This is a genomic window from Veillonella sp. 3913, from assembly GCF_003992235.1.
Taxonomy (GTDB): Bacteria; Bacillota; Negativicutes; order Veillonellales; family Veillonellaceae; genus F0422.
On record NZ_RQVF01000001.1, the window covers coordinates 597067 to 619851 of the forward strand.

A 22785-nucleotide genomic window follows, 5' to 3' on the forward strand; every position below is an offset into this window, starting at 1 on the left:
TCCCTTCCTATTTTCGTGCTATACCTCGTTTGGTAGCTGCTACAATATCAGCTGCTGTTAATCCATATTTTGCCATCAATTCTTTTGGTGTACCAGATTCACCAAAGGTATCTTTCACACCGACAAATTCCATTGGCACTGGGTACTCTTTTACCACTACTTCGGCTACCGCACTACCTAAACCACCAATCACATTATGTTCTTCAGCAGTAATTAATAATCCTGTTTCTTTTGCAGCCTTCACAATTGCTTCTCCATCAATTGGTTTAATAGATGCCATGTTGATAACACGCACAGAAATACCTTCTGCTTCTAATGTAGCTGCTGCTTCTACTGCAGGTCCTACTAAAGCACCACAAGCAATAATCGTAGCATCCTTACCGTCACGTAATTGTTGAGATTTACCCGGTACAAATGTGTATCCTTCTGATGTCACATCTTCTACACCAGCACGGCCTAAACGTACATACACAGGGCCATGATACTCTGCTGCCCAAGCTATGACAGCTTCTGTTTCTGCTGCATCTGCTGGTACCACAACTGTCATATTAGGTAATGTACGCATACAAGAAATATCTTCCAAACTTTGGTGTGTCGCACCGTCTTCACCGACAGTAATCCCTGCATGAGTAGCACATACTTTTACATTTAATTTTGGATAACATACGGCATTCCGCACTTGTTCAAAGGCACGACCGGTAGCAAACATAGCAAAGGAAGATACAAATGGTACTTTTCCTGCTGCTGCTAAGCCAGCACCTACAGAAATTAAGTTTTGCTCTGCAATCCCTACATTAAAGAATCGTTCAGGATATACTTTTTTAAATTCATCAGTTTTTGTAGATTTTGATAAATCTGCATCTAATACAACAACATCTTTATGAGTAGCCCCCACTTTAACTAAGGCTGTACCATATGCTTCACGAGTCGCTTTTCCCATGATTACACCTCCAACAATTCCGCTACAAATTTGTCACATTCTTCTTGTGATGGCGCTTTACCATGCCAGCCTGCTTGGCCTTCCATAGCTTGTACACCTTTCCCTTTGACAGTATTCATAATCACCATAGTCGGTTTATCAGTAGTTGCTTTTGCTTCTGTAACTGCTTCGTGTAAAGCATCAATGTCATGACCATCCACCACGATCACATGCCAACCGAAAGCTTTGAATTTTTCATCAATTGGTAATGGACTCATAACTTTTGTGATATCGCCGTCAATTTGTAATCCATTAAAATCTACAAAAGCTGTTAAGTTAGACAATTTATAATGTGCTGCAAACATCGCTGCTTCCCATACTTGTCCTTCTTCTAGTTCGCCATCACCTAGTACGGAGTACACACGGTAGGAGGCTCCATCAATCTTACCTGCCAATGCCATACCACATGCTGCAGAAATACCTTGTCCCAAGGAACCAGTAGACATATCTACACCTGGAATGTATTTCATATCTGGATGACCTTGCAAGATATGGTCGATTTTACGCAAGTTTAATAATTCTTCTGTTGGGAAGAACCCTTTTTCTGCTAATGTAGCATATAGAGCTGGTGCAGCATGTCCTTTGGATAAGACAAAACGATCGCGATTTGGATCTTTCGGCTCATTTGGATTTACATTCATTTCTTGAAAGTACAACAAACTCATTACATCAGCAATAGATAAGGATCCACCTGGATGACCAGATTTTGCTGCTGTAACAGCTTTCACGATGTTTACACGAATCGCTTTTGCTTTTTCTTGTATCAATTGTTTTTGTTCAAGTGTTAACATACTATACCCTCCCGTGTTATACACAATTCTAAGGTAAATTATTTATCATGCAGCATGCCAATGGCAATGCGGGCATTCTCTAAGGCATTTCTTCGTAGTTCATGGATGTTTTCTAACACAGTTTTGGTGAAAGTCTTTCGTTCCAACACTTCTACTGTACGTGCCACAATAGGTTCTACTGTTAATGTATGTAAATCACCTACTGGCACTTCCCCAATCATATGAAGAAAGTTTAAAATTTTAGGGTCATAGGAGATCCCTAAGCAAGGTGTTTCCATTAACGCACTAAATACTAATGCATGGAGCCGTACACCTATCATGATATCCACACAACTACTCAACGACAGTAGCTCTGTTGTGCTATAGGCATCAGCCAAAACCGTCGATCTAACTGTCATCCGTTTGGCAATGGCTTCTGCCTCCATCGTGTCTTCCCTATGTTGCATAGGAATAAACACGATATGAGCCTCTGTTTCTCGATGAATCTGATCTAGAGCCTCTGCCAATGTAGTTTGATACTCTGTGCAATCTTTCCAAGCACGTACGGAAACGCCCACAATTGGTCGGTCTAGAGGAACCCCATACGATGCCAATATATCACGACCTGCTGTGGCCTCCACTGGGTGCATCCCTAACACAGCATCAGCAGTTACTGTAATTGGTACATGATGGATACCTAGTGAACGTAGTTCCTCTTTTGAAGCATAATCTCGTACAGTAATCATAGACACTTGATTCAAGACACGCCCCACCGTGCTACGGGCCAAGGATTTACGCAAAGGTCCAATGCCTTGTGCATAAATCATCACACGTTTTCCCAATGTATTCGCTAACGCAATAATGCTTAAGTAATAATACAAACTGCGAGCACTTGTTACATCTTGCAACAAACTACCACCGCCACTGATGAGCATATCACAAGAATACACGGCTTGGTATATCTTCCACATATCAAAACGACCAATGGCTTTCACCTTATGAGTGCTCATAGTTTCACTAGGATTTCCAGAAATCACCGTAATCTCGGCCTTCGGTTCTAATTCCAGCAATGCTTGCAAAATAGAACTCAATAGCGCTTCATCTCCGGCATTACCAAATCCATAGTAACCGGAAATGAGTATCTTACACATGACTTTCACCTCGTCCTTGGAACCAACGAATGCCATAGCCGATGAAACGTACCGCTATAATCGCTACTAAACCGATGACGATACCCAATAATAATCCATCATAACCACGGGCAATGGACATGTACACTGGCGTACGTAAATGACAGAACGTTTCCACCATAGACGCAATACCAATAACTGCTGCTACGGATAAAGCAAAGTGCATGACCATTGGAATGCGGCGTCCCACAGCATAGGCTGCCAGCATAAACACTGGATGACCGATTAAAAATTCTTTTTCACGAGGGCGAGCATACATCGTGTTTTCTAAAAATCTACGTAAAGCTAGTTCCCAAGACGGTACTGGTACGCCAGCTGTATGTCCACTACGCCCTACAAAGACATAGGCCACTACCGCTAAAGACCCAACGATTAATAAACTATAGACTTTAATATCAATTTGAACAAATTCTGTAATAAAAGATTTCACATCACTTACAGAAGATATAGTTCGTCCTTTCCAAATAGGAAAGCGTTGCAAATATGCTATGGCTGTCAATAGTACTGGTGCCACAAAGGTTAATTTTACGCCTCGGAATAATGCAAATTCCATGAAGAACTGCGTACTACCTAACATGGCCGCAATACTAATTCCCCCAATAGCTGCAATTAAGGCTGCCACAACTAGATATACCACAGATTCTAAGGTACTTCTCCAAGGGGATATACCCGTGTGGTTCCGTTTTGACCAACAATCAAAGATCATCGTCATTGCCAATACTGGAGCAGAAATAGCGGCTACTAATGCCCAAGCCGACATAATTTTTGTCCCTGTGGTCAATATATAGATACCAACAGAAACGATACTGCCTAGTGCAAATAGACCTAGTAAATATGATTTACGTATATGTACAAGCTGGCCTAATGTAAGTGTAGCCAAGCTTATGACACCTGTCATCGTTAATAATCGCAACAGGGTGTTCGGGAAGTACACTGGATATACAGAGGCTTCTCCAGTAGTAAAACCACGAGCTTGTAGTTTGTCTGTCACTTGTTTCGCCACAAACAATGTAGTTTCTAAAGCAGTTTTATTATCTACACCTTGTTCATAAATTGGAAATAAGTTATACCGTATATTTCGTTCAATATCGCTAATATAGAACCATTGAATTAACTCAGCTGGTGTTAACTTACGCACTTCTTCCTTAGATACTGTGTACAATCTTCCCACTTTATAATGATTGGCATTGGCCATCTCCAAGAACCCTGCTTGTGGAAAATATTGCAATTGATTCACCGCTTCAATTCCTACTAGCGGAATTTGACGTTTCTCTAATTGCTCCAGTGTGCGATCCACATGTAATGGATAGCCCAAGGCTTCTTTTCCAACAAAAATCATGCCTGTTACACCAGATATACCATCAATACGTTGGAATACATGATCTACGTCTTCTACTGTGGCACCTTTATAATTTGTTGGCCGAACAATCACATGAAAGCCAAGTTTAGCTACTTCTTCAGCTTGTAATCTAGAAATACCTAAATTCATATCTTTCAAAGAATCACTTGGCAATGCTAATCCTAACATAGGGCCTAGATCTGTTTGCAATATATGTACTTTATTTTGACCTAAACGGCGCAATAAATCATCCTGTACTTCTTGAAAGTAAGCTTCTTTACCTGGAATCATTCCGATATAGGTAGTACCTGGTTGCACTCCTGTGATTTGCAATCGTTCTAAATCATTGGAAGTATACATGCGAATATGACCAGCATCGGTTTCTTTTTGTAAAGTTCTATCATAAATAGCTAATGCTGTAATCCCAGCCTCCTTGGCAGATACAATTGCCTCCCCTAGAGACCTTTTTTCATAGGCATTAGCACGAAGTAAACCATCATAATCTATAATATTTTCAATTTGTTCTTGCTGAGCCTCAATGTAATGACGCTCTTTTACTAATAGTAATCCACTTACAATACCAGCAACAAGAAAAGCTAATAAAATCCATGTATAGAAAGATATGTTTTTTAACTTCATAGTTCCTCCTACTGTGTTACTGGATGAACAAATACGTGAATCTCTTCACGCCCCGTTTCTACACGATCCAAATGAACAGGAATTGGGAAGTTTTCAAAATTATAAAGAGGTATCGCTTTCACAGCTCCGCTAGACAAGCGATTCAAACTAGCACCACCAATGGATAACTTTTCAGTAGAAAATTGTAGTGTATTACCTTCAATCTCCAAATGACCTTGTATAGTTACCTTACCTGATAAAAAGCCACCTACATCAATCTGACCACTCATAACAACACCTCGATCAGATATATCGACTGTTTCGATCGTCAAACCTTTTGTACCTTTTTCAGATAACTGCTGTTCAATATATTGTTTCAAATCATCTTGATGTATGATTCCCTCAATATGACCTTGCCCAAAACTAGTGAAGTGCAATCGTTCCTCTAAAAACAGCTCTACTGGCTCCACTTTAATTTGTCGTAAATCAAAAGCTAGTCGTTGGACTTTCAATTTACCTAGCATAACACCATCCAAATAGCCGCGAAATGAATCAATATCTCCTAAGGTTAACTTAATTCCTGGCGATGATTCAATGCGCATAGATTGCGCTTCTGGATGTAAAGCCCCTTGCAGTCTAGATTCCACCTGACTACTTACGAAAGATGGTAATACTAAGGAAGAAAGCCCTAGGATAATACCGACTACTACTAAGATAAACACTATTGTTTTTAAAAAGAAATTTCTCACGGTCACTCCATTATATTGATAAATTCGCTTCTTTCTTCAAGAAACCTTCCATAAATTGATCTAGGTTACCATCCATAACCGCCTGTACATTACCAGTTTCCACACTGGTACGATGATCTTTTACCATATTATAAGGATGGAACACATAAGAACGAATTTGACTTCCCCATTCAATAGCTTGATACGTGCCGCCTAATTGTTCTTTTAATTCAGCTTGTTTTTCTAACTCTAATTCAAATAATTTAGCTCGCAATAATTTTAAACATTGCTCTCTATTTTGAATTTGTGAGCGTTCACTTTGACACTGTACGACAATCCCTGTCGGAATATGTGTCATACGTACTGCAGAGTCTGTTTTGTTGATGTGCTGTCCACCTGCACCGCTAGCACGGTACATATCTACCTGTACATCTTTCATATCCAAATTAATTTCTACAGTCTCATCTATTTCAGGCATCACATCGACAGCACAGAATGATGTGTGACGACGCGCGGCAGAATCAAAAGGAGAAATACGAACTAAACGATGGACCCCTTTTTCAGATTTCATATACCCAAAAGCGTTTTCCCCTTTGATGAGGAATGTGGCACTTTTAATGCCCGCTTCATCTCCTACTTGTTCATCCATAAGAGAAATACTATACCCTTGTTTTTCTGCCCACCGCAAGTACATACGAATCAGCATGGAACACCAATCTTGTGCCTCCGTACCACCGGCACCAGCATGGAATGTAAGGATGGCATTGTTCTTATCGTATTCACCACTTAATAAAAGCAATACTTCACGATGTTCTACTTCATGGGTCAACTGTTCTACCATAGTAGTCAATTCACCTTCCATAGATACATCTTCCTCATCGATGGCCATTTCTAACATGAGCTTTGCTTCTTCAATGTCTGTAACAAGTTTTTTATATCCTTCTACGGCATCTTTTAATTGCGTAGCTTCTTGGGAGATATCACGAGCCGAATCTGGATCATTCCAAAAATCAGGATCACTCATTTTTATATCTAATGTTAATATGCGTTCTTCTTTTTGAGCGATGTTAAAGTGAATCCCTCATTCCAAAAATACGCTCCTCTAAATTGTCAATAGGACCTTTTAAGTCTTCTAACAATTTATTCACCTCTTTCTTTCATTCTATAAAACAAATGGCCGCACAGGAGATGTGTCACCTCGCTGCGTGGCCATGAAAGTCTAGTCTACGTTTTGTGGTTCCAACACGTCTTCATGGTGGGTCTTAGCATCAGCTAGATGATCAACCGGTTCTTCTTCTGCTATTGTGTCCACATTAATTTGGATACGGTATAAATACATAATTGTTTCATCCGTAATAGCTTGTTTCATATTTTCGAACATGTCATAAGCCTCAAATTTATATTCTACTAATGGATTTTTTTGTCCATAAGCGCGTAGGCCAATCCCTTCTTTTAACATATCCATAGCATCCAAATGTTCCATCCATTTGCTATCCACAACTTTTAGCATGATTGCTTTCTCAAGCTCACGCATATTTGCTTCTCCAAATAAGGATTCACGTTTTTCATATTCTTTGTGGGCAATGTCAATTAAGTGGTCCTGTAATTCTGCACGACCATACTCTTCCATTTGTTCCACTGTCAACATACCTGGTTCTAAGAAATAGATCTCTAAATGCTTTAATAAACCTTCATAGTTCCATTCTTCTGGATACAATTTTTCATCTGCATATTGATTCATAGAGTTGATAATCAAGTTATCTACCATATGTAAAATCGTTTCACGCAAGGATTGGTTATTTAAGATCAAACGACGTTGTCCGTATAATACTTCCCGTTGTTGATTCATAACATCATCATATTCCAAGATATACTTACGAATATTAAAGTTATGATTTTCTACTTTTTTCTGTGCTCGTTCGATGGATTTAGTAATCAAAGAATGCTCAATTGGCTCATCTTCTTCCATACCTAATTTATCCATCATACCAGCAATATTATCTGCGCCAAAAATACGCATTAAATCATCTTCCAAAGATAAGAAGAATTGAGAGGAACCATTGTCCCCTTGACGGCCAGAACGACCGCGCAACTGATTGTCGATACGACGACTTTCATGTCGCTCAGTACCCAAAATATGTAAGCCACCTAGTTCAGCTACTCCTTCTCCTAAGGAAATATCTGTACCACGACCCGCCATATTGGTAGCAATTGTTACCATACCATACTGACCTGCATTAGCAACAATTTCCGCTTCTTTTTCATGATGTTTCGCATTCAATACATTATGTGGTACGCCAGCTTTCGTCAACATATCACTAAGCATTTCAGATTGCGTAATGGAAGTAGTACCCACCAAGATTGGTTGACCTGTTTTATGACGTTCCACTACATCACGAACTACAGCACGATATTTAGCCTCTTTTGTTTTAAAGATTAAATCAGGCATATCAATACGTGCCAACACTTTATTCGGCGGAATTTCGTAAACTTCCAAACCGTAAATGTTATTAAATTCTTGTTCTTCTGTTTTCGCTGTACCAGTCATACCAGACAATTTTTCATACATACGGAAATAGTTCTGGAAAGTAATAGATGCTAAGGTTTGACTTTCACGTTCTACACGTAAGCCTTCTTTTGCCTCAATGGCTTGGTGTAAGCCATCGGAATAGCGACGACCGAACATCAAACGACCAGTAAATTCATCAACAATAACAACCTCGCCATCTTTCACGACATAATCTTTATCTCGCTCCATCATAGCATAGGCACGAAGAGAAGCACTTAACAAGTGATTCAATTCTAAGTTAGAGGAATCATATAAGTTTTCGATGTGTAACATTTTTTCAACTTTTGCAATCCCTTCATCTGTAGGGGCAATCGTTTTTTGTTTTTCATCAATAGTGTAATCTTCATCTTTCACCAAGTGTGGCACTATTTTAGCTAATTCATAATAGCGTTCCGTAGAGCGTTCCCCTGGACCAGAAATAATGAGTGGTGTACGAGCTTCATCAATTAAGATAGAATCCACTTCATCGACAATAGCATAGTTCAATGGGCGTTGTACCATTTGATCTGCATGGATAACCATGTTGTCACGTAAATAGTCAAAGCCAAACTCATTGTTTGTACCATACGTGATATCTGCTCCATAGGATTGTTTCCGTTGATCGTAATCTAAACCAGCTACGATTAAGCCAGTAGATAAACCTAGGAAATTATATAAACGTCCCATCCACTCGCTGTCACGCTTAGCCAAATAATCATTAACGGTTACCACGTGAACACCTTTACCAGATAGAGCGTTTAAATATACTGGTAAGGTAGCTACCAAAGTTTTACCTTCACCTGTACGCATTTCTGCAATATTACCACGATGTAATACAATACCACCAATCATTTGCACATCGAAATGACGCATGCCCAATACACGTTTAGATGCTTCACGAACTACAGCAAATGCTTCTGGCAAAATATCATCTAATGTTTCACCTTTAGCCAATCTTTCTTTGAACTCTTCTGTTTTAGCTCGCAAAGAAGTATCGCTCAAGGATAACAAAGACGGTTCCAGTCCATTAATTTCTTCAACAATGGACCGAATCCGTTTAATTTCTTTTGCATTTTTATTGCCCAATAGCTTTTGTATAAAACCTAACAAATATCTCAACTCCTTAAATATGGAAAGTATTTCAATTAAATACTATGTATCTAGATTATTATAGCCTACTAGCACTTAATAGTCAAAAAGAACTGCGCTTTTTAAGACATCTTCATGGAACACTCACAAAACAAATACTAGGAAGTCTCCCGCAACGAAGACTTCCTAGCATTCTATACTTATTATGACTAATGCAGCAAAGTTTTATATGTACTTTGCATCCTTTGTTTCATATTCCAATACCGATAGGATCGTTGTAGCTCCCGTAGTTGTTCTGTCAAGGCTACTCCTTCTAATAAAGAACGAACTAAATCAGCAGACTTCATATATAACTCATCGATCTTTACAGCCTGCACATAATTAATACTTCCTTCATTGCGAATAATTACATCCACCAAACTGACATACTCTTCTACAATTCCATCATTAAACTTAGCACTCTCCAATTGATTATGATTGATGGCCATATTCATACAGGTACAAAGCATGCACATATACTCCACCGCACCTGCTAACTTTTTCGGTGTTAAAGCCGTTTGCAGTTGTTCTTTGGCTACTGTCAACGACGTACTAAAAAGGATCTTATAAAAACCTGTTTTGTCTAATGTATAATCGTATTCATTCATAGGTATCCCCCTTACTGGTGTTTCTATTAATTCTATACGTTCTTATAGACCATCTTTCATATTCTCCCGGCCTAGGGCTCCTCCTTTCTCTTACTATTTCATTTCGCAAAAATATGGGCGTTCTTTACAAAGTATAACCAAAGTTGATATTTTGCTATTGATTATCATCCTGATTTGTATTTATAATATATATTTTTTCACTATTCGTCAATTATTTCCCACTATAAAAGTCATATAAAATACTCATAATGCTTTATATATCAGCACTTTTAATCATATATAGTAACATTATGTACTGACGCTATATATTTACATTAAAAACTACTGTCCAATATACAGCTAGAAATATCTCCAACTTTCTAGTAATATATATCAAAAATAAAAAAGCAGATACTGTTTACACAGTATCTGCTAATCCTTGGTGCCGGAGGTGGGACTTGAACCCACACGGTGTTACCCGCTTGATTTTGAGTCAAGTGCGTCTGCCATTCCGCCACTCCGGCTCGTCAATGATATTAGTATACACAGGAGCAGAAAAATTGTCAATCTTTTTCTACCCCTCTATTATACTTAAAACGCAAATTATTCTTGCATTTATATTTCTTATAGTATCCCTCAAGATTTACCTTGTCCATAAGTCTCACAAGAATCTACAAAAGCTCTAGCCGCTGCCTCACTACCTGAAAAATTTATATGCAAATAAGAGGCTAAAATATTTTTATAGGAGTATCCCCCTTGATAGGCCTTAGGCTTACGCCCTCCTACTAACTCAAAGGCCCAAGGAAATGGACTTTGTGTAGGTGTCATAGTAGAAAAATGAAACTCATGTCCCTGTAAAGTATCTTTCACAGACCCTAAAATACTTGGCTCCAACATAGTAGCACTTACATAACCTACACGTTGTAAGCTTTGCTGCATTTCACAGGTAGCTGGTACAATCCCCACCATAGGATACGTATTTCCTTCGAAATCAGTCACTGCTTCTGTCATATACATGAGACCGCCGCATTCTGCATAGATTGGCATACCTTTTTCACTGGCCTTACGTATACTATCTTTCATAGATTCATTATTCCCTAATTGAGATAAAAACATCTCTGGAAAACCACCACCAAAAAAGATACCATCTACATCTGGCAAGGATTCATCTTGTAAAGGACTAAAATAATGCAACTCCGCCCCTTCTGCTTCTAACGCTGCTAGGCTAGCTGGATAGTAGAAGGAGAATGCTTCATCCAAGGCGATGCCAATGCGCGCGCGTTTTTCTATAGCCTCTACTACCTCCTCAGTTTCCACAGACAAGTCCGCCGCACTTTGAGCTAACTCTACTAAGGCTTCTAAATTCACCATGACTTTCACAGCTTCACGAATGGTAGCAATAGCCTCTGTAGGATCAACTTCTGTCACTGGTGTCAATCCTAAATGACGTTCTGGTGATTGCATGCGCTCATCACGACGAATGGCACCTAGTACAGGAACCCCTAATTTCTTCATCGCCGTCCGTATCATATGTTCATGATTATCCGATCCTAATCGATTTAAGATAACCCCACCAAATTGTACCTCTGGGTCATAATCACGAAAGCCTTTAGCAATGGCCGCCGCACTTTCTCCCATAGCCTTACAATCGATAACTAACACCACCGGAGCTTTTAAATCTTTGGCAACTTGCGCCGTGGAACTAACGCCTTCACGTCCCCCATCATAAAGACCCATTACACCTTCTATAATAGAAATATCAGCAGTCTCCGCTTGCCCCACAAAAAAGGGAATCAACTTATGTGGTGGCACAAGCCAGGTATCTAAATTATAGCATTCTCGTTGACTAGCAATTTTATGAAAGCCCGGATCAATATAATCCGGGCCTACTTTAAATGCCTGTACCGCTTTGCCCTGCTCTGTCAAAGCCGCCAATAGCCCTGCTACAATGGTTGTTTTTCCAACACCAGAGTTGGTGCCTGCTATAACAATTCTTGGTCGTTGTACAGTGTTCATAAAATACCTCTTAGCGATCTTTACGTTTCGCCAAAATTGTAGATAAATAGTTTAATTTTGTATCAGATGGCAAAGCATCTACATTACGATAGACTTCTTCCTCTGGTAATCCAACACGAGAAATCATCACAGCCTCTTCTGCCATATCATGTTTGCGAAGCGTTTCTTGCACTTCAGAGAAGTTTCGATACACTTTCATAATGACTGCATCATCAGCTACGGCAAGTACAGCATCAATTTTTTCTTTTGGTGCTGTAGCTGGAATAATCGCTAACACTTCTTCTTTTTCTACAATTGGGTACCCCAAGTGGGATCCGATTGCACAAAATGCAGTAACACCTGGAATAGTTTCAATATCAAAGCCAGCAGATTCTACTAAGCGATATACATACATATATGTACTGTAGAACATTGGATCTCCCAATGTTAAGAATACAACTTTTTTATCTTCTTCTAGTAATCCAGTAATGATTCTACGTGCTTCTTCCCAACCTTTAGATTGTTCATTATCATCCAATACCATTGGGAATACAACAGGTACGATTTCTGTATGTTCTTGAATATATGGTTCTGCAATATGTAAGGCTACAGAGCCATCTTTTTTTTCTGTTTTCGGTGTAATAATGACATCTGCTTCTCCTACAATGCGAGCAGCTTTTACAGTCATCAACTCAGAGTCCCCAGGACCTACACCAATACCATATAATTTACCTTTCATCAGGACACCTCTTTTATATATCAACATTGAACTAGTAAGGATCTCTCATTCCAAACTACTATAACCTTTTTAGTATATCATGACTCGCTATGAATGTACACGACACCATCAAGTATTTCTCTTGTTAAGTCGCACAACTATCGACATGCATGATTTATAATTTTATAATCGTCTTTGATATAAACCTTGCATAGCATCTGCTAAATGTTCTACATAGATATCTTGAATTTCCGCATATTCACCAAGACCTTTTTCGTATTGTACCACTTCATATCCTGCTTTTGTTAATTCGGAAAGTAAACTATCTTCTTCCTCTCCGAATAAATCATTCAATGCATGGTCACCACAAACTAATAATAGAGGATGTAAATGTACTTTCTTAGGTTCGTGACCTTCTCGTTCCCATCGTTCTAAAATATCTTCAGGTGTTGGGAAATTTTCCAATGTAGCAATGGATGTATTTCGTAAACCGTCATGTTGTAATTTCAATTGTAGCACTGCATAGGATGCATTCCCTACATTAAATCCACCATGACCTACTAAGAGTAAATCTTCTGTTACAGGAACCTGTAAAGCCTTAATAAAGCGATCAATCAAGATTTGGTAATCGTCTGGTACTTCCTCCTCTTGTCCCATGAAATACAAAAGCGGTCTGCCAAATACAATTTCTTGTACAGAGCCTTGTCCTTTGAACACCATAATATTTTTACGAAGCTTATCGAACTCTGCACCACCTACTAAATGTGTAGGCTGCACAATGATGCGCTCATAGCCTTCTTCTACAATCGATTCCATTGCCTCAATTTCATTTTGGAATATAATATTTCTATCTTTCAAACGCTTAATGACAATACGTGATGTAAAGGCCAACCGTACTTCATGACTCGGATTTGCTTTACGAATGGCATCTACGACTGGGAAAATTTGATTTTCTCTTGCGCTGTCTACAGTAGAGCCAAAAGATGTAACTAATATAATCTCTTTCATATCTATACCTCATACTTAAATTAAGAACATACCTATCCTATAGTGTATAAGAAAAACAGAGTTCTGTAAAATAAATATAAGTCATTATAAAAGAGCTATACCCAGTTGTCTTCATAACAACTATGTATAGCTCGTTTATTATTTTACTTTACAGTAATCGCAATATCATCATTTTCTACTACTACATGAATTGTTTTACCTTCTCCTGCTTTACCTTCTAAGATAGCATCAGAAATTGGATCTTCTACTAACCGTTGGATAGCTCGTTTCAAAGGTCTTGCCCCCATAGCAAAGTCAGTTCCTTCTGCCACGATTTTATTCATAGCTTCATCAGATACTTCTAGTTCCATACCTTGTTCATGTAATCGTGTTGTCACAGATTGCAATAAAATACGCACAATACTTTGCAATTGTTCTGTTTCTAGAGCATGGAAGACAATCATTTCATCAATACGATTTAAAAACTCTGGGCGGAAATGAGATTTCACAGCTTGGAACACATCTTTTTTCATGGACTCTTTATCTTTTCCACTTTCTTCTTCTCCTTTAGCTGCTAAGAATCCCATAGCTGCCGCATCTTCTTTGAGATATTGCGCTCCTAAGTTACTTGTCATAATGATCACGGTATTTCTGAAATCGACTGTGCGACCTTGGTTATCCGTTAATCGTCCATCATCCAAGACTTGTAATAAGATATTAAAGAAGTCTGGATGCGCTTTTTCCACTTCATCAAAGAGAACCACACTATATGGGCGACGACGAACAGCCTCAGTTAATTGACCTCCTTCATCATATCCTACATAGCCTGGAGGCGCTCCCACTAAACGGCTCACCGCATGTTTTTCCATATACTCTGACATGTCGATACGAATCATAGCATTTTCATCGCCAAATAAATTGGATGCTAAGGATCTAGCTAATTCTGTTTTACCAACCCCAGTAGGACCTAAGAATAGGAAAGAACCAATTGGACGTTTTGGATCTTTTAATCCCGCTCTAGCACGGCGGACAGCTTTTGATACAGCTACTACAGCTTCATCTTGACCGATGACACGTTGATGTAATTCTTCTTCTAAACGTAGCAATCGTTCTGATTCTTCCTCTGCCACACGTGAAACAGGAATTCCACTCCACTCAGACACTACTGCAGCAATTTCAGATTCTGTAACCACTAACTTGGATTCGTTATCTTTTTTGCTATTTTCTTGTTTTGATGCAATGTCAGATTCTAACTCTTTTTCTTTATCACGAAGTGTAGCTGCTCGTTCAAAGTCTTGGGCTGTCACAGCTGCCTCTTTTTCTTTTTGTACTTGCACTAACTCATCTTCTAAGGCTTTCACATCTGGAGTTGCTGTAAACACAGCCATACGCACTTTCGATGCTGCTTCATCCATGACATCGATTGCTTTATCTGGCAAGAATCGATCTGCAATATAACGACTTGATAAATGTACAGCTGCTGCCAAGGCTTCATCTGTAATTTGTACCTTATGAAATGCTTCGTAGCGATCACGTAAGCCCTTCAAAATAGATAACGCATCTTCTTCGCTCGGCTCTCCCACTTGTACCGGTTGGAAACGGCGTTCTAAAGCAGCATCTTTTTCAATATGCTTTTTATATTCATCTAATGTAGTAGCTCCAATCACTTGGAAATTGCCACGTGCTAAGGCTGGCTTCAAGATATTCGCTGCATCCATAGCTCCTTCTGTAGCACCTGCTCCAATCAAAGTGTGAATTTCATCAATAAATACAATCATGTCATCATGATCCTGCACTTCATCCATCACTTTTTTCAAACGTTCTTCAAATTCTCCGCGATATTTAGCTCCTGCTAACATGGAACTCAAGCTGACAGAAATAATGCGCTTATCTCGTAATACATCCGGCACATCACCACTGACAATGCGTTGTGCTAACCCCTCTGCAATGGCTGTTTTACCTACCCCAGGTTCTCCGATAAGAACTGGATTATTTTTCGTGCGGCGGCTTAAAATCTGAATCACCCGTTGAATTTCTGTATCACGACCAATGACAGGATCAATTTTGCCTTGTTTTGCACTTTCATTAAGATCTATAGCATAGTCAGAAATTTCGCCTAAATCACTAGCTGTACCTTGTGTTGGATTAGAACTTGGTTCTTCTCCACCTACAATAGCATTTACTTTTTCTACTACATCTTCTGGACGAATTCCTTTTGCTGCCAATAATTGCATGGCTACCCCACCACCATCGTACAATAGGCCTAATAAAATATGCTCTGTACCGATGTAGTTATGTCCACGACTATTGGCGGCTTGTTGCGCTAAATCCAATACATGTTTCGTACGCGGTGTCATTTGTAATTGGCCTCCACTATGCGTACCTTTACCAACTGCACGAATCACTTCTTGTTCCAATGCCTTTCCTTCTACTCCTAAGGCTAGCAACGCACGTGCAGACACTGATTTTTCTTCTTCCACAAGGCCTAACAACAAATGCTCTGTTCCTACATAATTATGTTTATATTCAACTGCTTTTTCTTGGGCAATTGCTAACGCACGTTTTGCCCCTTCTGTATATCTTTCTATCATTTTCTTCCTCCTTTTGAACCTCGTAACAAGGTATCTTGTATTACTTGTGCCCTTTGACTATCACGTTCTTGCGAGCCCATCGACTCTTTCCCCACTAATTTGGCCAGAAAATTTGGTCTTGTAATGACTAGCATTTCGTGAAAGTTCATGGTCACATCTATTAATTTCATATCTATGCCTAACTGCACATCACTCAATAAGGCCAAGGCTTCTTCTCCTGAAATACGGCGTGCATGGGTCAAAATTCCATAGGACCTCCACACCTTATCTTCTATGCCTTCTTTATCTGTAGTCCATAATTCAGACCGTGCTTTTTCTTCCTCTTTTACAACACCTTGTACAATCTGTGAAAGTTGGTCAATCGTTGCCTGTTCACTGATTCCCATCGTTTGCTGATTAGAGATTTGATATACATGGCCTAATCCCTCAGATCCTTCACCATAGAGACCTCGTACAGAATAGCCCATGCGGATAATACTACGAATAATACGCTGTAATTTGCCCGTCATCGATAACGCTGGAACATGAACCATCACAGATGCTCTCATCCCCGTTCCTACATTGGTAGGACAGGCAGTTAAGTATCCAAAGTCTTTTGAAAACGCATAATCGTATTTACTTTCTATCACATCATCAATAGCTACCGCTCGTTCATAGGCTTTTTCTAATTGTAATCCTAATTCCATGGACTGAATCCGCAAATGATCTTCTTCATTCACCATAATGGCAATACGAGAATCTTCAGAAATGATGACACTTCGTTCTTGACTCTGGGTCGCCAAATTAGGAGAAATTAAGTGTTTTTCTACTAGCACATCTCGTTCCATAGGGCTTAATGATGCCAAGTTAATTTTTGAAAAGCTTTTACCATAGGATGTTTGTAAAGGGGCAACCATAGACCGCATATACCCATCAACCTTAGTTAAATCATTGAGATCTCCCCGATTTGTAAAGGATACTCCTTTAAAGTTTCTTGCTAGTCGAATGCGACTAGATAAAACAATGCGATGATCTAAGCCGGTTTCTTTCATCCAAGGCGACAACGCCTCATCTAAAATAGTGTGTAACATAGACCCTCCTTAATTTGATTCTTTAGACTGTTCTAACGACTTAATTTCATCACGAATTTGTGCAGCTCTTTCAAATTGCTCTTCCTTTACCGCCTGAATTAGCTCATTTCGTAATTGCTTAATAGTTTGCTCTACTTTCAAATCTGCCGCTCCTCGTTGAGGAATGCGACCTTCATAAGAAATATATCCTTGAATACGCTTAATTAAGGGAACTAAGTGTGCTCGAAACGCTTCGTAGCATCTATCACAACCTAATCGACCTTGATGATTAAACGCCGATATAGTCATGCCACATTGTGGGCAAGTAATCTGTTTGCTATTCCCCAATGCACTTTGAGGATACATGACATTGGCAAAAAATTGATTATTAAAAAAGCTATCATCAAACATAGAGGAAAACATGGTTCCACCTCCCTGCTCTTTTTGATTCGCACATTGTTGGCAATAATGATGCTCCTCTTTTGCTCCATTCACAATAGATGTCATATGAATGTTTGCATTTTCTTTACCACAAGAATCACATTTCATAGTCTACACCTCCTCATTTATGATGTTCATAATGGCTTGATAAAAACGCTCCGCTGCTTCTTTTCTACGTTCCACTGGTACATCTTGTAAAATTCTAACAAATGCTTCATGCAACATCGCTGCTTCACGTTTTGTAATACGCGCTTCTTTCATATGTTGAAATAATACTTGGTCAATGTGACCAATTGTAATTGCAGGTTCATCTTCATTACGTTGTGGAGATTGTTCTAAAGGAATCAAGACTTGTTTTCTCACTGGTTCCATAACTCTAGTAATTGTGATAGATCCACCTAGTCCACGTCTAGACTGAACAAGGAACCCTCGATCATTAGAAAAACGTGTACTCAACACATAACTAATTTGTGATGGGGCACAATCCAAAGCCTCCGCTAGTTCGTTTCTCCTAAGCGTAATACCTTCCTGCTCCTCTAACAATTTCGTCAATATAAATTGTTCAATTTTATCTGCTAAAATACTCATAGTATATCCTCATTTCTTTAATTCATGATGTACCATCATCACAACTAGACTTTTTTAAAGAATTAAGTTCCTTCTTATGATGAATGAGACAACCACTTTTTTTGACTTTTTGTTCTTTTCTATGGTTAAAGTATATCTGACTTTTTGACCTTTGTCAAATACTTTTTTGACTTTTTGACTTTTTTGTTTAAAAAAATTGTAGGACCCTATTCATATACGAATAACGCCCCACATCGATGGCACAATAAAAATAAGTAGCCCCTCTATTAGAAAGGCTACCTATTGTATATTCTAGCAAACAACATCACTCTTACAAATATCATTATTTTGTTTAGTTATATGTGTTATATGTGTTGTGTGTTAGGTTTTGTATTATGTGTGTTTGTTATGTTTGTGTGTGTTTTATGTGTAATAGGTTTGATATGAAGTTCTCACTTCACTGTAAGAGCGAGTGTAGCAATTATTGACGGCTACCTAATTTGGAGTCCAAGAATAATTGTGCAGAACGGCTATCTTGTGCAAATGTGAATTGATCTACTAGGTCAGTTGCATTCGCTTCTTCTTCTACTTGTTCTTCTACGAACCAGTTCAAGAAAGATACTGTAGCATAATCTTTTTCTTCTAATGCTAATGCATACAAATTGTGGATTTTGCCAGTAATCATTTGTTCATGAGCTAATACAGCTTTTGCTACTTCTAAAGGATTAGTCAATGTAGATGCTGTGTTTTTTACATCACCTAGTGTTACTTTTTCGTTGTTGCTTTGTAAGTAATCAATGAATTTGAAAGCGTGAGTTACTTCTTCTTGGTATTGTGCACGTAACCATGCGGAGAAACCTTTGAAGTTAGCATCAGCCATAGCTAAGGAAAGAGCTAAATATGTGGATGCTGCATTAAATTCGAAAATTACTTGTTCGTTAAGAGCTTGTGCTACTTTTTGATTCATATTTTTATACCTCATATACTATTTATAAATTGACAATACACTGATGTGTTCCCACATCGTGCTTTCATTATAACAGATAAATCGAAATAAATCAATCTTCTTTTTCTATTTTTTTCGATTTTTTATCATTTATCATGTATTTTGATAATAGTTGTGAGTTACAAAGACTGAAATGCTCAATCATTCATGCATACCTGATAAAAAAAGAGTATACTATCTATGCAAGAAAACTTTCATTGTATTATATATAGCATTATACACATTGGAGGTGAGATGTATGATGAAGCTAATCAGTCGTGCTTTTACTAGAGCTAAACAAAACTTAAGCTCTCATAAAGTAAAAGTCTATATCGTCTCTGGTTTTTTAGGCGCTGGGAAAACAACCTTTATTCAGCAACTAATACAAGAATTACCAGATCCCACAAGAGTTTTAATCTTAGAAAACGATTTTGGTCAAGTCAATTTAGATGGAGCTATCCTCCGAGAAAAAGGCTATACTGTTCGCGAGCTCACATCTGGATGCATTTGTTGTAGCTTAGCCGGCGATTTTCGTAGAGCTTTAGTAGATATTTTAGACACCCAAGATGTGGATTATATTATTATTGAACCATCAGGAGTCAGTCAACTATCAGATATTCTAGCTATTTGCAAAGATTCATCTATTGCAAAACGCATTGAGCTCACCGGTTGTGTGTCCATTGTGGATGCTATGCGGGCACCTATGTATTATAAAAACTTTGGTGTCTTCTTTAAAGATCAAATTGCTTACTCTAGCCAAGTCTTTATTAGCCACCAAGAAGATGAAGATTTGCTACAAAACACCTTAGAAATTATTCGTCTCTTAAACCCGGCAGCTCCTGTATATATATTGCCTTGGAAAGAGATTACACTTGCAAAATATATTTCTATGTATCCACGAGAACAAGCGGTATCAGCTTTATCTCCTAACAAGAATATTGAAAACCATAAGGGTCATCATACAGCCCGGAATCACCCTGAGATTCCCCATCATGATCACATCGCTCATCATGCACAAGCCAAAGATGCTTTCTTGACATGTACCGTGGAGTGTACCTTACCTCGCACCATCGATGAGTGGCAACACCATTTGAAAGCTCTCATTGAAACGAATACAACCGGCCATATATTACGCATAAAAGGTTGCATTCCTCTTTCTACAGGTGGACAAGCTTTGGTACAATACAATGGAACTGGTTTAGAGATTACTCCTACCACGTTACATGATTCATATTTAACCATCATTGGTCCATCTTTGAACAATGATGCGTTACAGTCTTTTATTAACGGAACAATATAGAACTTATGCAAACTATTCCCACCTATGTAGTGATGGGCTTTCTCGGTTCAGGAAAGACAAGTGCCATCACATCTGGTATCGAAAGTCATAAAATTTCAAATGTTCTTCTCTTTCAATTTGAGCAGGGCTTACAAAGTCCTGCTCTTTCCAACGAAAGAGTGCATACTTTCCCCATCGACGATGATCCCAAGAACACCATCTCCGCTTGTCAGCAAGTATTACAAGATCATCAGTATCGTGAACTTTGGATCGAATGGAATGGCATGGGGTCCCTAGAACATTTTGAAACACTTTTTCTACACTCTCCCTTAGGAGATATGTTAGACATTAAACATATTTATTATGTGACCCATCCAGAATGGGTGGAATCACAATTACCGTATTTAGGGGAAATTCCCCTTTCACAAATTCGCTATAGCGATACAGTCATACTGGGCAACACTACGCAAGAAAAGGCTAAAGAGTATACTGAATTAGCTCCTAATAGTACTTGGATTGCCTGCCAAGATGTGAAGCAATGGCCTATCACTAAACCCATACAAATGTCTAAACCTGGATGGAAACAATATACAATCATTCCTATCCTGTTAGCCTTGGGATATATGTTTTATGAACAGCCTAATTGGGTAACTATGACCACGGCCATCTTATTACAGATGATACCATTCTTGCTCTTAGGGACTGGTATTTCCGTCATCGTAGAACAATATGCCTCTCCCTATCGTATCGAAAAATATTTACATCGGTCTCCTATATTTGCCTATATACTAGCTATTATCATGGCTTGTACTATGCCACTCTGTGATTGCGCGGTAATCCCTATCTTACGCAGCCTAACACGGCAAGGTATGGAACCGAAAGTTAGCCTATTCTTTACGATGATTAGTCCTTTGCTAAATCCCATTGTACTACTCTCCACGTATTATGCGTTCCCAAAAGAACCTACGATACTCTGGGGACGACCTGTACTAGGAATTTTGCTAGCTTTTATTGTAAGCCAATATTGTGGCTCTCGTATCTACGGTCGTACTGATGCATTCCCTCCATGGAAACAATTAACTCTAGTAAAATCACTGTCAAAAGACATAGGATTTTTCGGAAGATTACAAGAAGAAACCTTACGCCTATTGCCCTTTATCATAATTGGGTCTATACTAAGTAGTGGGTTACAATTATTTTTACCTAAACAATGGTTGCAAGATATATCCTTATCTGGCTCCATTTTAGTCATCTTCGGCATGATGGCACTCGCCTTTTGCGTATCCATCTGCTCTACTGCAGATGCCATTATCGCCCGGTCTTTTATGAACGTCATTCCTTTACCAGGAATCTTGGCATTCTTACTGTTTGGACCTTTATTAGACATTAAAAACTACGTCTTATTACGAAATCTGTTCCCTAATTCCTTTGTGAAAGTATATAGTATTTCCATTATTCTGGGAACAACGATTATATGTATACTATTTTCGATCATAGGAGGTTATGCACTATGAAATACATTCCTACAATTAACATCCACGCAGCGGTAGAAGTCGTAGCCTCTGCTAGCTGCAGCCTGTCCTTGTTATATTTATTAACAACAGGCTCCATCTATCGCTTAATTGCCCCTAATTCCTATATCATCGCTTTACTATGGGCCTTGACATTATTACTATTATGGAGCACGATTAAAGCGAGCAAAAACATATTCCGTAAATCCTATGGCTCTTCTTATCGAAATGCTATCCTATACGGATTATGTACTTTACTATTAAGTCCATCCATCTTCCATGCCCAAGCCTTTGCATTACCAGCAGAAGAACCGGTAGATCAAGTTATTTCCATTACCAAAGAACCAGTTCCAACGAACGATTATAAAAACATTGGTGATGGTATCGATGATACGCATCGACACATTACATTAACATCTAGAAATTATTACGATACTATTTTAAAAGTATCTAATCACATTGAAAAGTATAAAGGATATACCGTATCTGCTACAGGCTATATTTCTTATCATGACAAAGCATTACAAGGTAACGATTTTGTATTAGCTCGTGATCTAATGATTTGTTGTGTAGCAGATATGTCACCATTCGGATTACCTACTGAGTACTCCTCTACTACGCCATTATTAGAGCATACTTGGTATACAATGGAAGGAACTATCGGCACTCGTAACTTCCACGGTGTAGAACAGCCTTACATCGTAAACAGCAAAATTACACAAGCCGATGCTATCGATGGATATATTTTCCCTAACTAATAAGTAATAGATGATTA

19 protein-coding genes and 1 tRNA gene are annotated in these 22785 nt (G+C 38.7%); 3 read left to right on the top strand and 17 right to left on the bottom strand.

Going from position 1 to position 22785, the window contains the following annotated elements:
- Positions 1 to 7: 7 nt before the first annotated feature.
- The 17 genes from EO113_RS02970 to EO113_RS03050 all read right to left on the bottom strand — a co-directional run bounded on the left by EO113_RS02970 (position 8) and on the right by EO113_RS03050 (position 19202).
- Positions 8 to 940, bottom strand: coding sequence for a transketolase family protein (locus EO113_RS02970; RefSeq protein ID WP_127135511.1), 933 nt, complete (start codon positions 938 to 940; stop codon positions 8 to 10).
- A 2-nt stretch (positions 941 to 942) separates the two neighbouring features.
- The gene (locus tag EO113_RS02975) at positions 943 to 1770 is read right to left on the bottom strand and encodes a transketolase (RefSeq protein WP_127135512.1); all 828 of its coding nucleotides are present in this window, start codon (positions 1768 to 1770) and stop codon (positions 943 to 945) included.
- Positions 1771 to 1808: 38 nt separating this feature from the next.
- Positions 1809 to 2900: a polysaccharide pyruvyl transferase CsaB gene (gene csaB, locus EO113_RS02980; RefSeq protein ID WP_127135513.1), complete on the bottom strand. Its 1092-nt coding sequence runs from the start codon at positions 2898 to 2900 to the stop codon at positions 1809 to 1811.
- Positions 2893 to 4917 carry a DUF5693 family protein gene (locus tag EO113_RS02985; RefSeq protein ID WP_127135514.1) on the bottom strand — a complete coding sequence of 675 codons (2025 nt, stop codon included), beginning with the start codon at positions 4915 to 4917 and terminating at the stop codon, positions 2893 to 2895. The genes csaB and EO113_RS02985 overlap by 8 nt, the downstream gene beginning before the upstream one ends.
- Positions 4918 to 4925: 8 nt before the next feature.
- Entirely contained in the window at positions 4926 to 5618 is a 693-nt protein-coding gene (locus tag EO113_RS02990; RefSeq protein WP_164726303.1) for a DUF2993 domain-containing protein, read from the bottom strand.
- A gap of 37 nt (positions 5619 to 5655) precedes the next feature.
- A protein-coding gene (gene prfB, locus EO113_RS02995) for a peptide chain release factor 2 (protein ID WP_240633655.1) occupies positions 5656 to 6763 on the bottom strand; the annotation gives its coding sequence in 2 pieces (ribosomal slippage) (positions 5656 to 6705 and positions 6707 to 6763; 1107 coding nt in all).
- 80 nt (positions 6764 to 6843) lie between these two features.
- The gene (gene secA, locus EO113_RS03000) at positions 6844 to 9282 is read right to left on the bottom strand and encodes a preprotein translocase subunit SecA (RefSeq protein ID WP_127061318.1); all 2439 of its coding nucleotides are present in this window, start codon (positions 9280 to 9282) and stop codon (positions 6844 to 6846) included.
- Between the two features lie 188 nt (positions 9283 to 9470).
- Positions 9471 to 9908, bottom strand: coding sequence for a hypothetical protein (locus tag EO113_RS03005; protein WP_127135515.1), 438 nt, complete (start codon positions 9906 to 9908; stop codon positions 9471 to 9473).
- A 419-nt stretch (positions 9909 to 10327) separates the two neighbouring features.
- Positions 10328 to 10411 (bottom strand) — tRNA-Leu (locus EO113_RS03010).
- Between the two features lie 112 nt (positions 10412 to 10523).
- Positions 10524 to 11903 carry a cobyrinate a,c-diamide synthase gene (locus tag EO113_RS03015; RefSeq protein WP_009372152.1) on the bottom strand — a complete coding sequence of 460 codons (1380 nt, stop codon included), beginning with the start codon at positions 11901 to 11903 and terminating at the stop codon, positions 10524 to 10526.
- 10 nt (positions 11904 to 11913) lie between these two features.
- Complete coding sequence (gene cobI, locus EO113_RS03020) at positions 11914 to 12621, bottom strand: precorrin-2 C(20)-methyltransferase (protein WP_127135516.1); 708 nt, start codon at positions 12619 to 12621, stop codon at positions 11914 to 11916.
- Between the two features lie 162 nt (positions 12622 to 12783).
- Positions 12784 to 13608: a sirohydrochlorin cobaltochelatase gene (locus tag EO113_RS03025; protein WP_127135517.1), complete on the bottom strand. Its 825-nt coding sequence runs from the start codon at positions 13606 to 13608 to the stop codon at positions 12784 to 12786.
- A gap of 143 nt (positions 13609 to 13751) precedes the next feature.
- The gene (locus EO113_RS03030) at positions 13752 to 16178 is read right to left on the bottom strand and encodes an ATP-dependent Clp protease ATP-binding subunit (RefSeq protein WP_126941338.1); all 2427 of its coding nucleotides are present in this window, start codon (positions 16176 to 16178) and stop codon (positions 13752 to 13754) included.
- Positions 16175 to 17248, bottom strand: coding sequence for a protein arginine kinase (locus EO113_RS03035; RefSeq protein ID WP_127135518.1), 1074 nt, complete (start codon positions 17246 to 17248; stop codon positions 16175 to 16177). Before EO113_RS03035 ends, EO113_RS03030 begins: the two co-directional genes overlap by 4 nt.
- 9 nt (positions 17249 to 17257) lie before the next feature.
- The gene (locus tag EO113_RS03040) at positions 17258 to 17776 is read right to left on the bottom strand and encodes a UvrB/UvrC motif-containing protein (RefSeq protein ID WP_127135519.1); all 519 of its coding nucleotides are present in this window, start codon (positions 17774 to 17776) and stop codon (positions 17258 to 17260) included.
- Between the two features lie 3 nt (positions 17777 to 17779).
- A complete protein-coding gene (locus EO113_RS03045; protein ID WP_127010920.1) occupies positions 17780 to 18256 on the bottom strand; it encodes a CtsR family transcriptional regulator in 477 nt (158 codons plus the stop codon).
- Between the two features lie 460 nt (positions 18257 to 18716).
- Positions 18717 to 19202 carry a ferritin gene (locus EO113_RS03050; protein WP_009372173.1) on the bottom strand — a complete coding sequence of 162 codons (486 nt, stop codon included), beginning with the start codon at positions 19200 to 19202 and terminating at the stop codon, positions 18717 to 18719.
- A gap of 277 nt (positions 19203 to 19479) precedes the next feature.
- Here EO113_RS03050 and EO113_RS03055 point away from each other — a divergent pair, with 277 nt between their 5' ends.
- The 3 genes from EO113_RS03055 to EO113_RS03065 are packed head-to-tail and all read left to right on the top strand — an operon-like array spanning position 19480 to position 22768.
- Complete coding sequence (locus EO113_RS03055) at positions 19480 to 20520, top strand: GTP-binding protein (protein WP_164726304.1); 1041 nt, start codon at positions 19480 to 19482, stop codon at positions 20518 to 20520.
- 5 nt (positions 20521 to 20525) lie between these two features.
- Positions 20526 to 22013, top strand: a complete 1488-nt coding sequence (locus EO113_RS03060; protein ID WP_127135521.1) for a permease — start codon at positions 20526 to 20528, stop codon at positions 22011 to 22013.
- Positions 22010 to 22768, top strand: coding sequence for a TIGR03943 family protein (locus tag EO113_RS03065; protein ID WP_062403371.1), 759 nt, complete (start codon positions 22010 to 22012; stop codon positions 22766 to 22768). Before EO113_RS03060 ends, EO113_RS03065 begins: the two co-directional genes overlap by 4 nt.
- Positions 22769 to 22785 lie beyond the last annotated feature (17 nt).

Bases quoted from the DNA above. Each gene is read 5' to 3' on its own strand.
- EO113_RS02975 (WP_127135512.1), bottom strand. From the start codon at position 1,770: ATGTTAACACTTGAACAAAAACAATTGATACAAGAAAAAGCAAAAGCG.
- EO113_RS03015 (WP_009372152.1), bottom strand. From the start codon at position 11,903: ATGAACACTGTACAACGACCAAGAATTGTTATAGCAGGCACCAACTCT.
- EO113_RS02985 (WP_127135514.1), bottom strand. From the start codon at position 4,917: ATGAAGTTAAAAAACATATCTTTCTATACATGGATTTTATTAGCTTTT.
- EO113_RS03045 (WP_127010920.1), bottom strand. From the start codon at position 18,256: ATGAGTATTTTAGCAGATAAAATTGAACAATTTATATTGACGAAATTG.
- EO113_RS03005 (WP_127135515.1), bottom strand. From the start codon at position 9,908: ATGAATGAATACGATTATACATTAGACAAAACAGGTTTTTATAAGATC.
- EO113_RS02970 (WP_127135511.1), bottom strand. From the start codon at position 940: ATGGGAAAAGCGACTCGTGAAGCATATGGTACAGCCTTAGTTAAAGTG.
- csaB (WP_127135513.1), bottom strand. From the start codon at position 2,900: ATGTGTAAGATACTCATTTCCGGTTACTATGGATTTGGTAATGCCGGA.
- EO113_RS03060 (WP_127135521.1), top strand. From the start codon at position 20,526: ATGCAAACTATTCCCACCTATGTAGTGATGGGCTTTCTCGGTTCAGGA.
- cobI (WP_127135516.1), bottom strand. From the start codon at position 12,621: ATGAAAGGTAAATTATATGGTATTGGTGTAGGTCCTGGGGACTCTGAG.
- EO113_RS03035 (WP_127135518.1), bottom strand. From the start codon at position 17,248: ATGTTACACACTATTTTAGATGAGGCGTTGTCGCCTTGGATGAAAGAA.
- EO113_RS03055 (WP_164726304.1), top strand. From the start codon at position 19,480: ATGATGAAGCTAATCAGTCGTGCTTTTACTAGAGCTAAACAAAACTTA.
- EO113_RS03065 (WP_062403371.1), top strand. From the start codon at position 22,010: ATGAAATACATTCCTACAATTAACATCCACGCAGCGGTAGAAGTCGTA.
- EO113_RS03025 (WP_127135517.1), bottom strand. From the start codon at position 13,608: ATGAAAGAGATTATATTAGTTACATCTTTTGGCTCTACTGTAGACAGC.
- EO113_RS03040 (WP_127135519.1), bottom strand. From the start codon at position 17,776: ATGAAATGTGATTCTTGTGGTAAAGAAAATGCAAACATTCATATGACA.
- EO113_RS03030 (WP_126941338.1), bottom strand. From the start codon at position 16,178: ATGATAGAAAGATATACAGAAGGGGCAAAACGTGCGTTAGCAATTGCC.
- EO113_RS03050 (WP_009372173.1), bottom strand. From the start codon at position 19,202: ATGAATCAAAAAGTAGCACAAGCTCTTAACGAACAAGTAATTTTCGAA.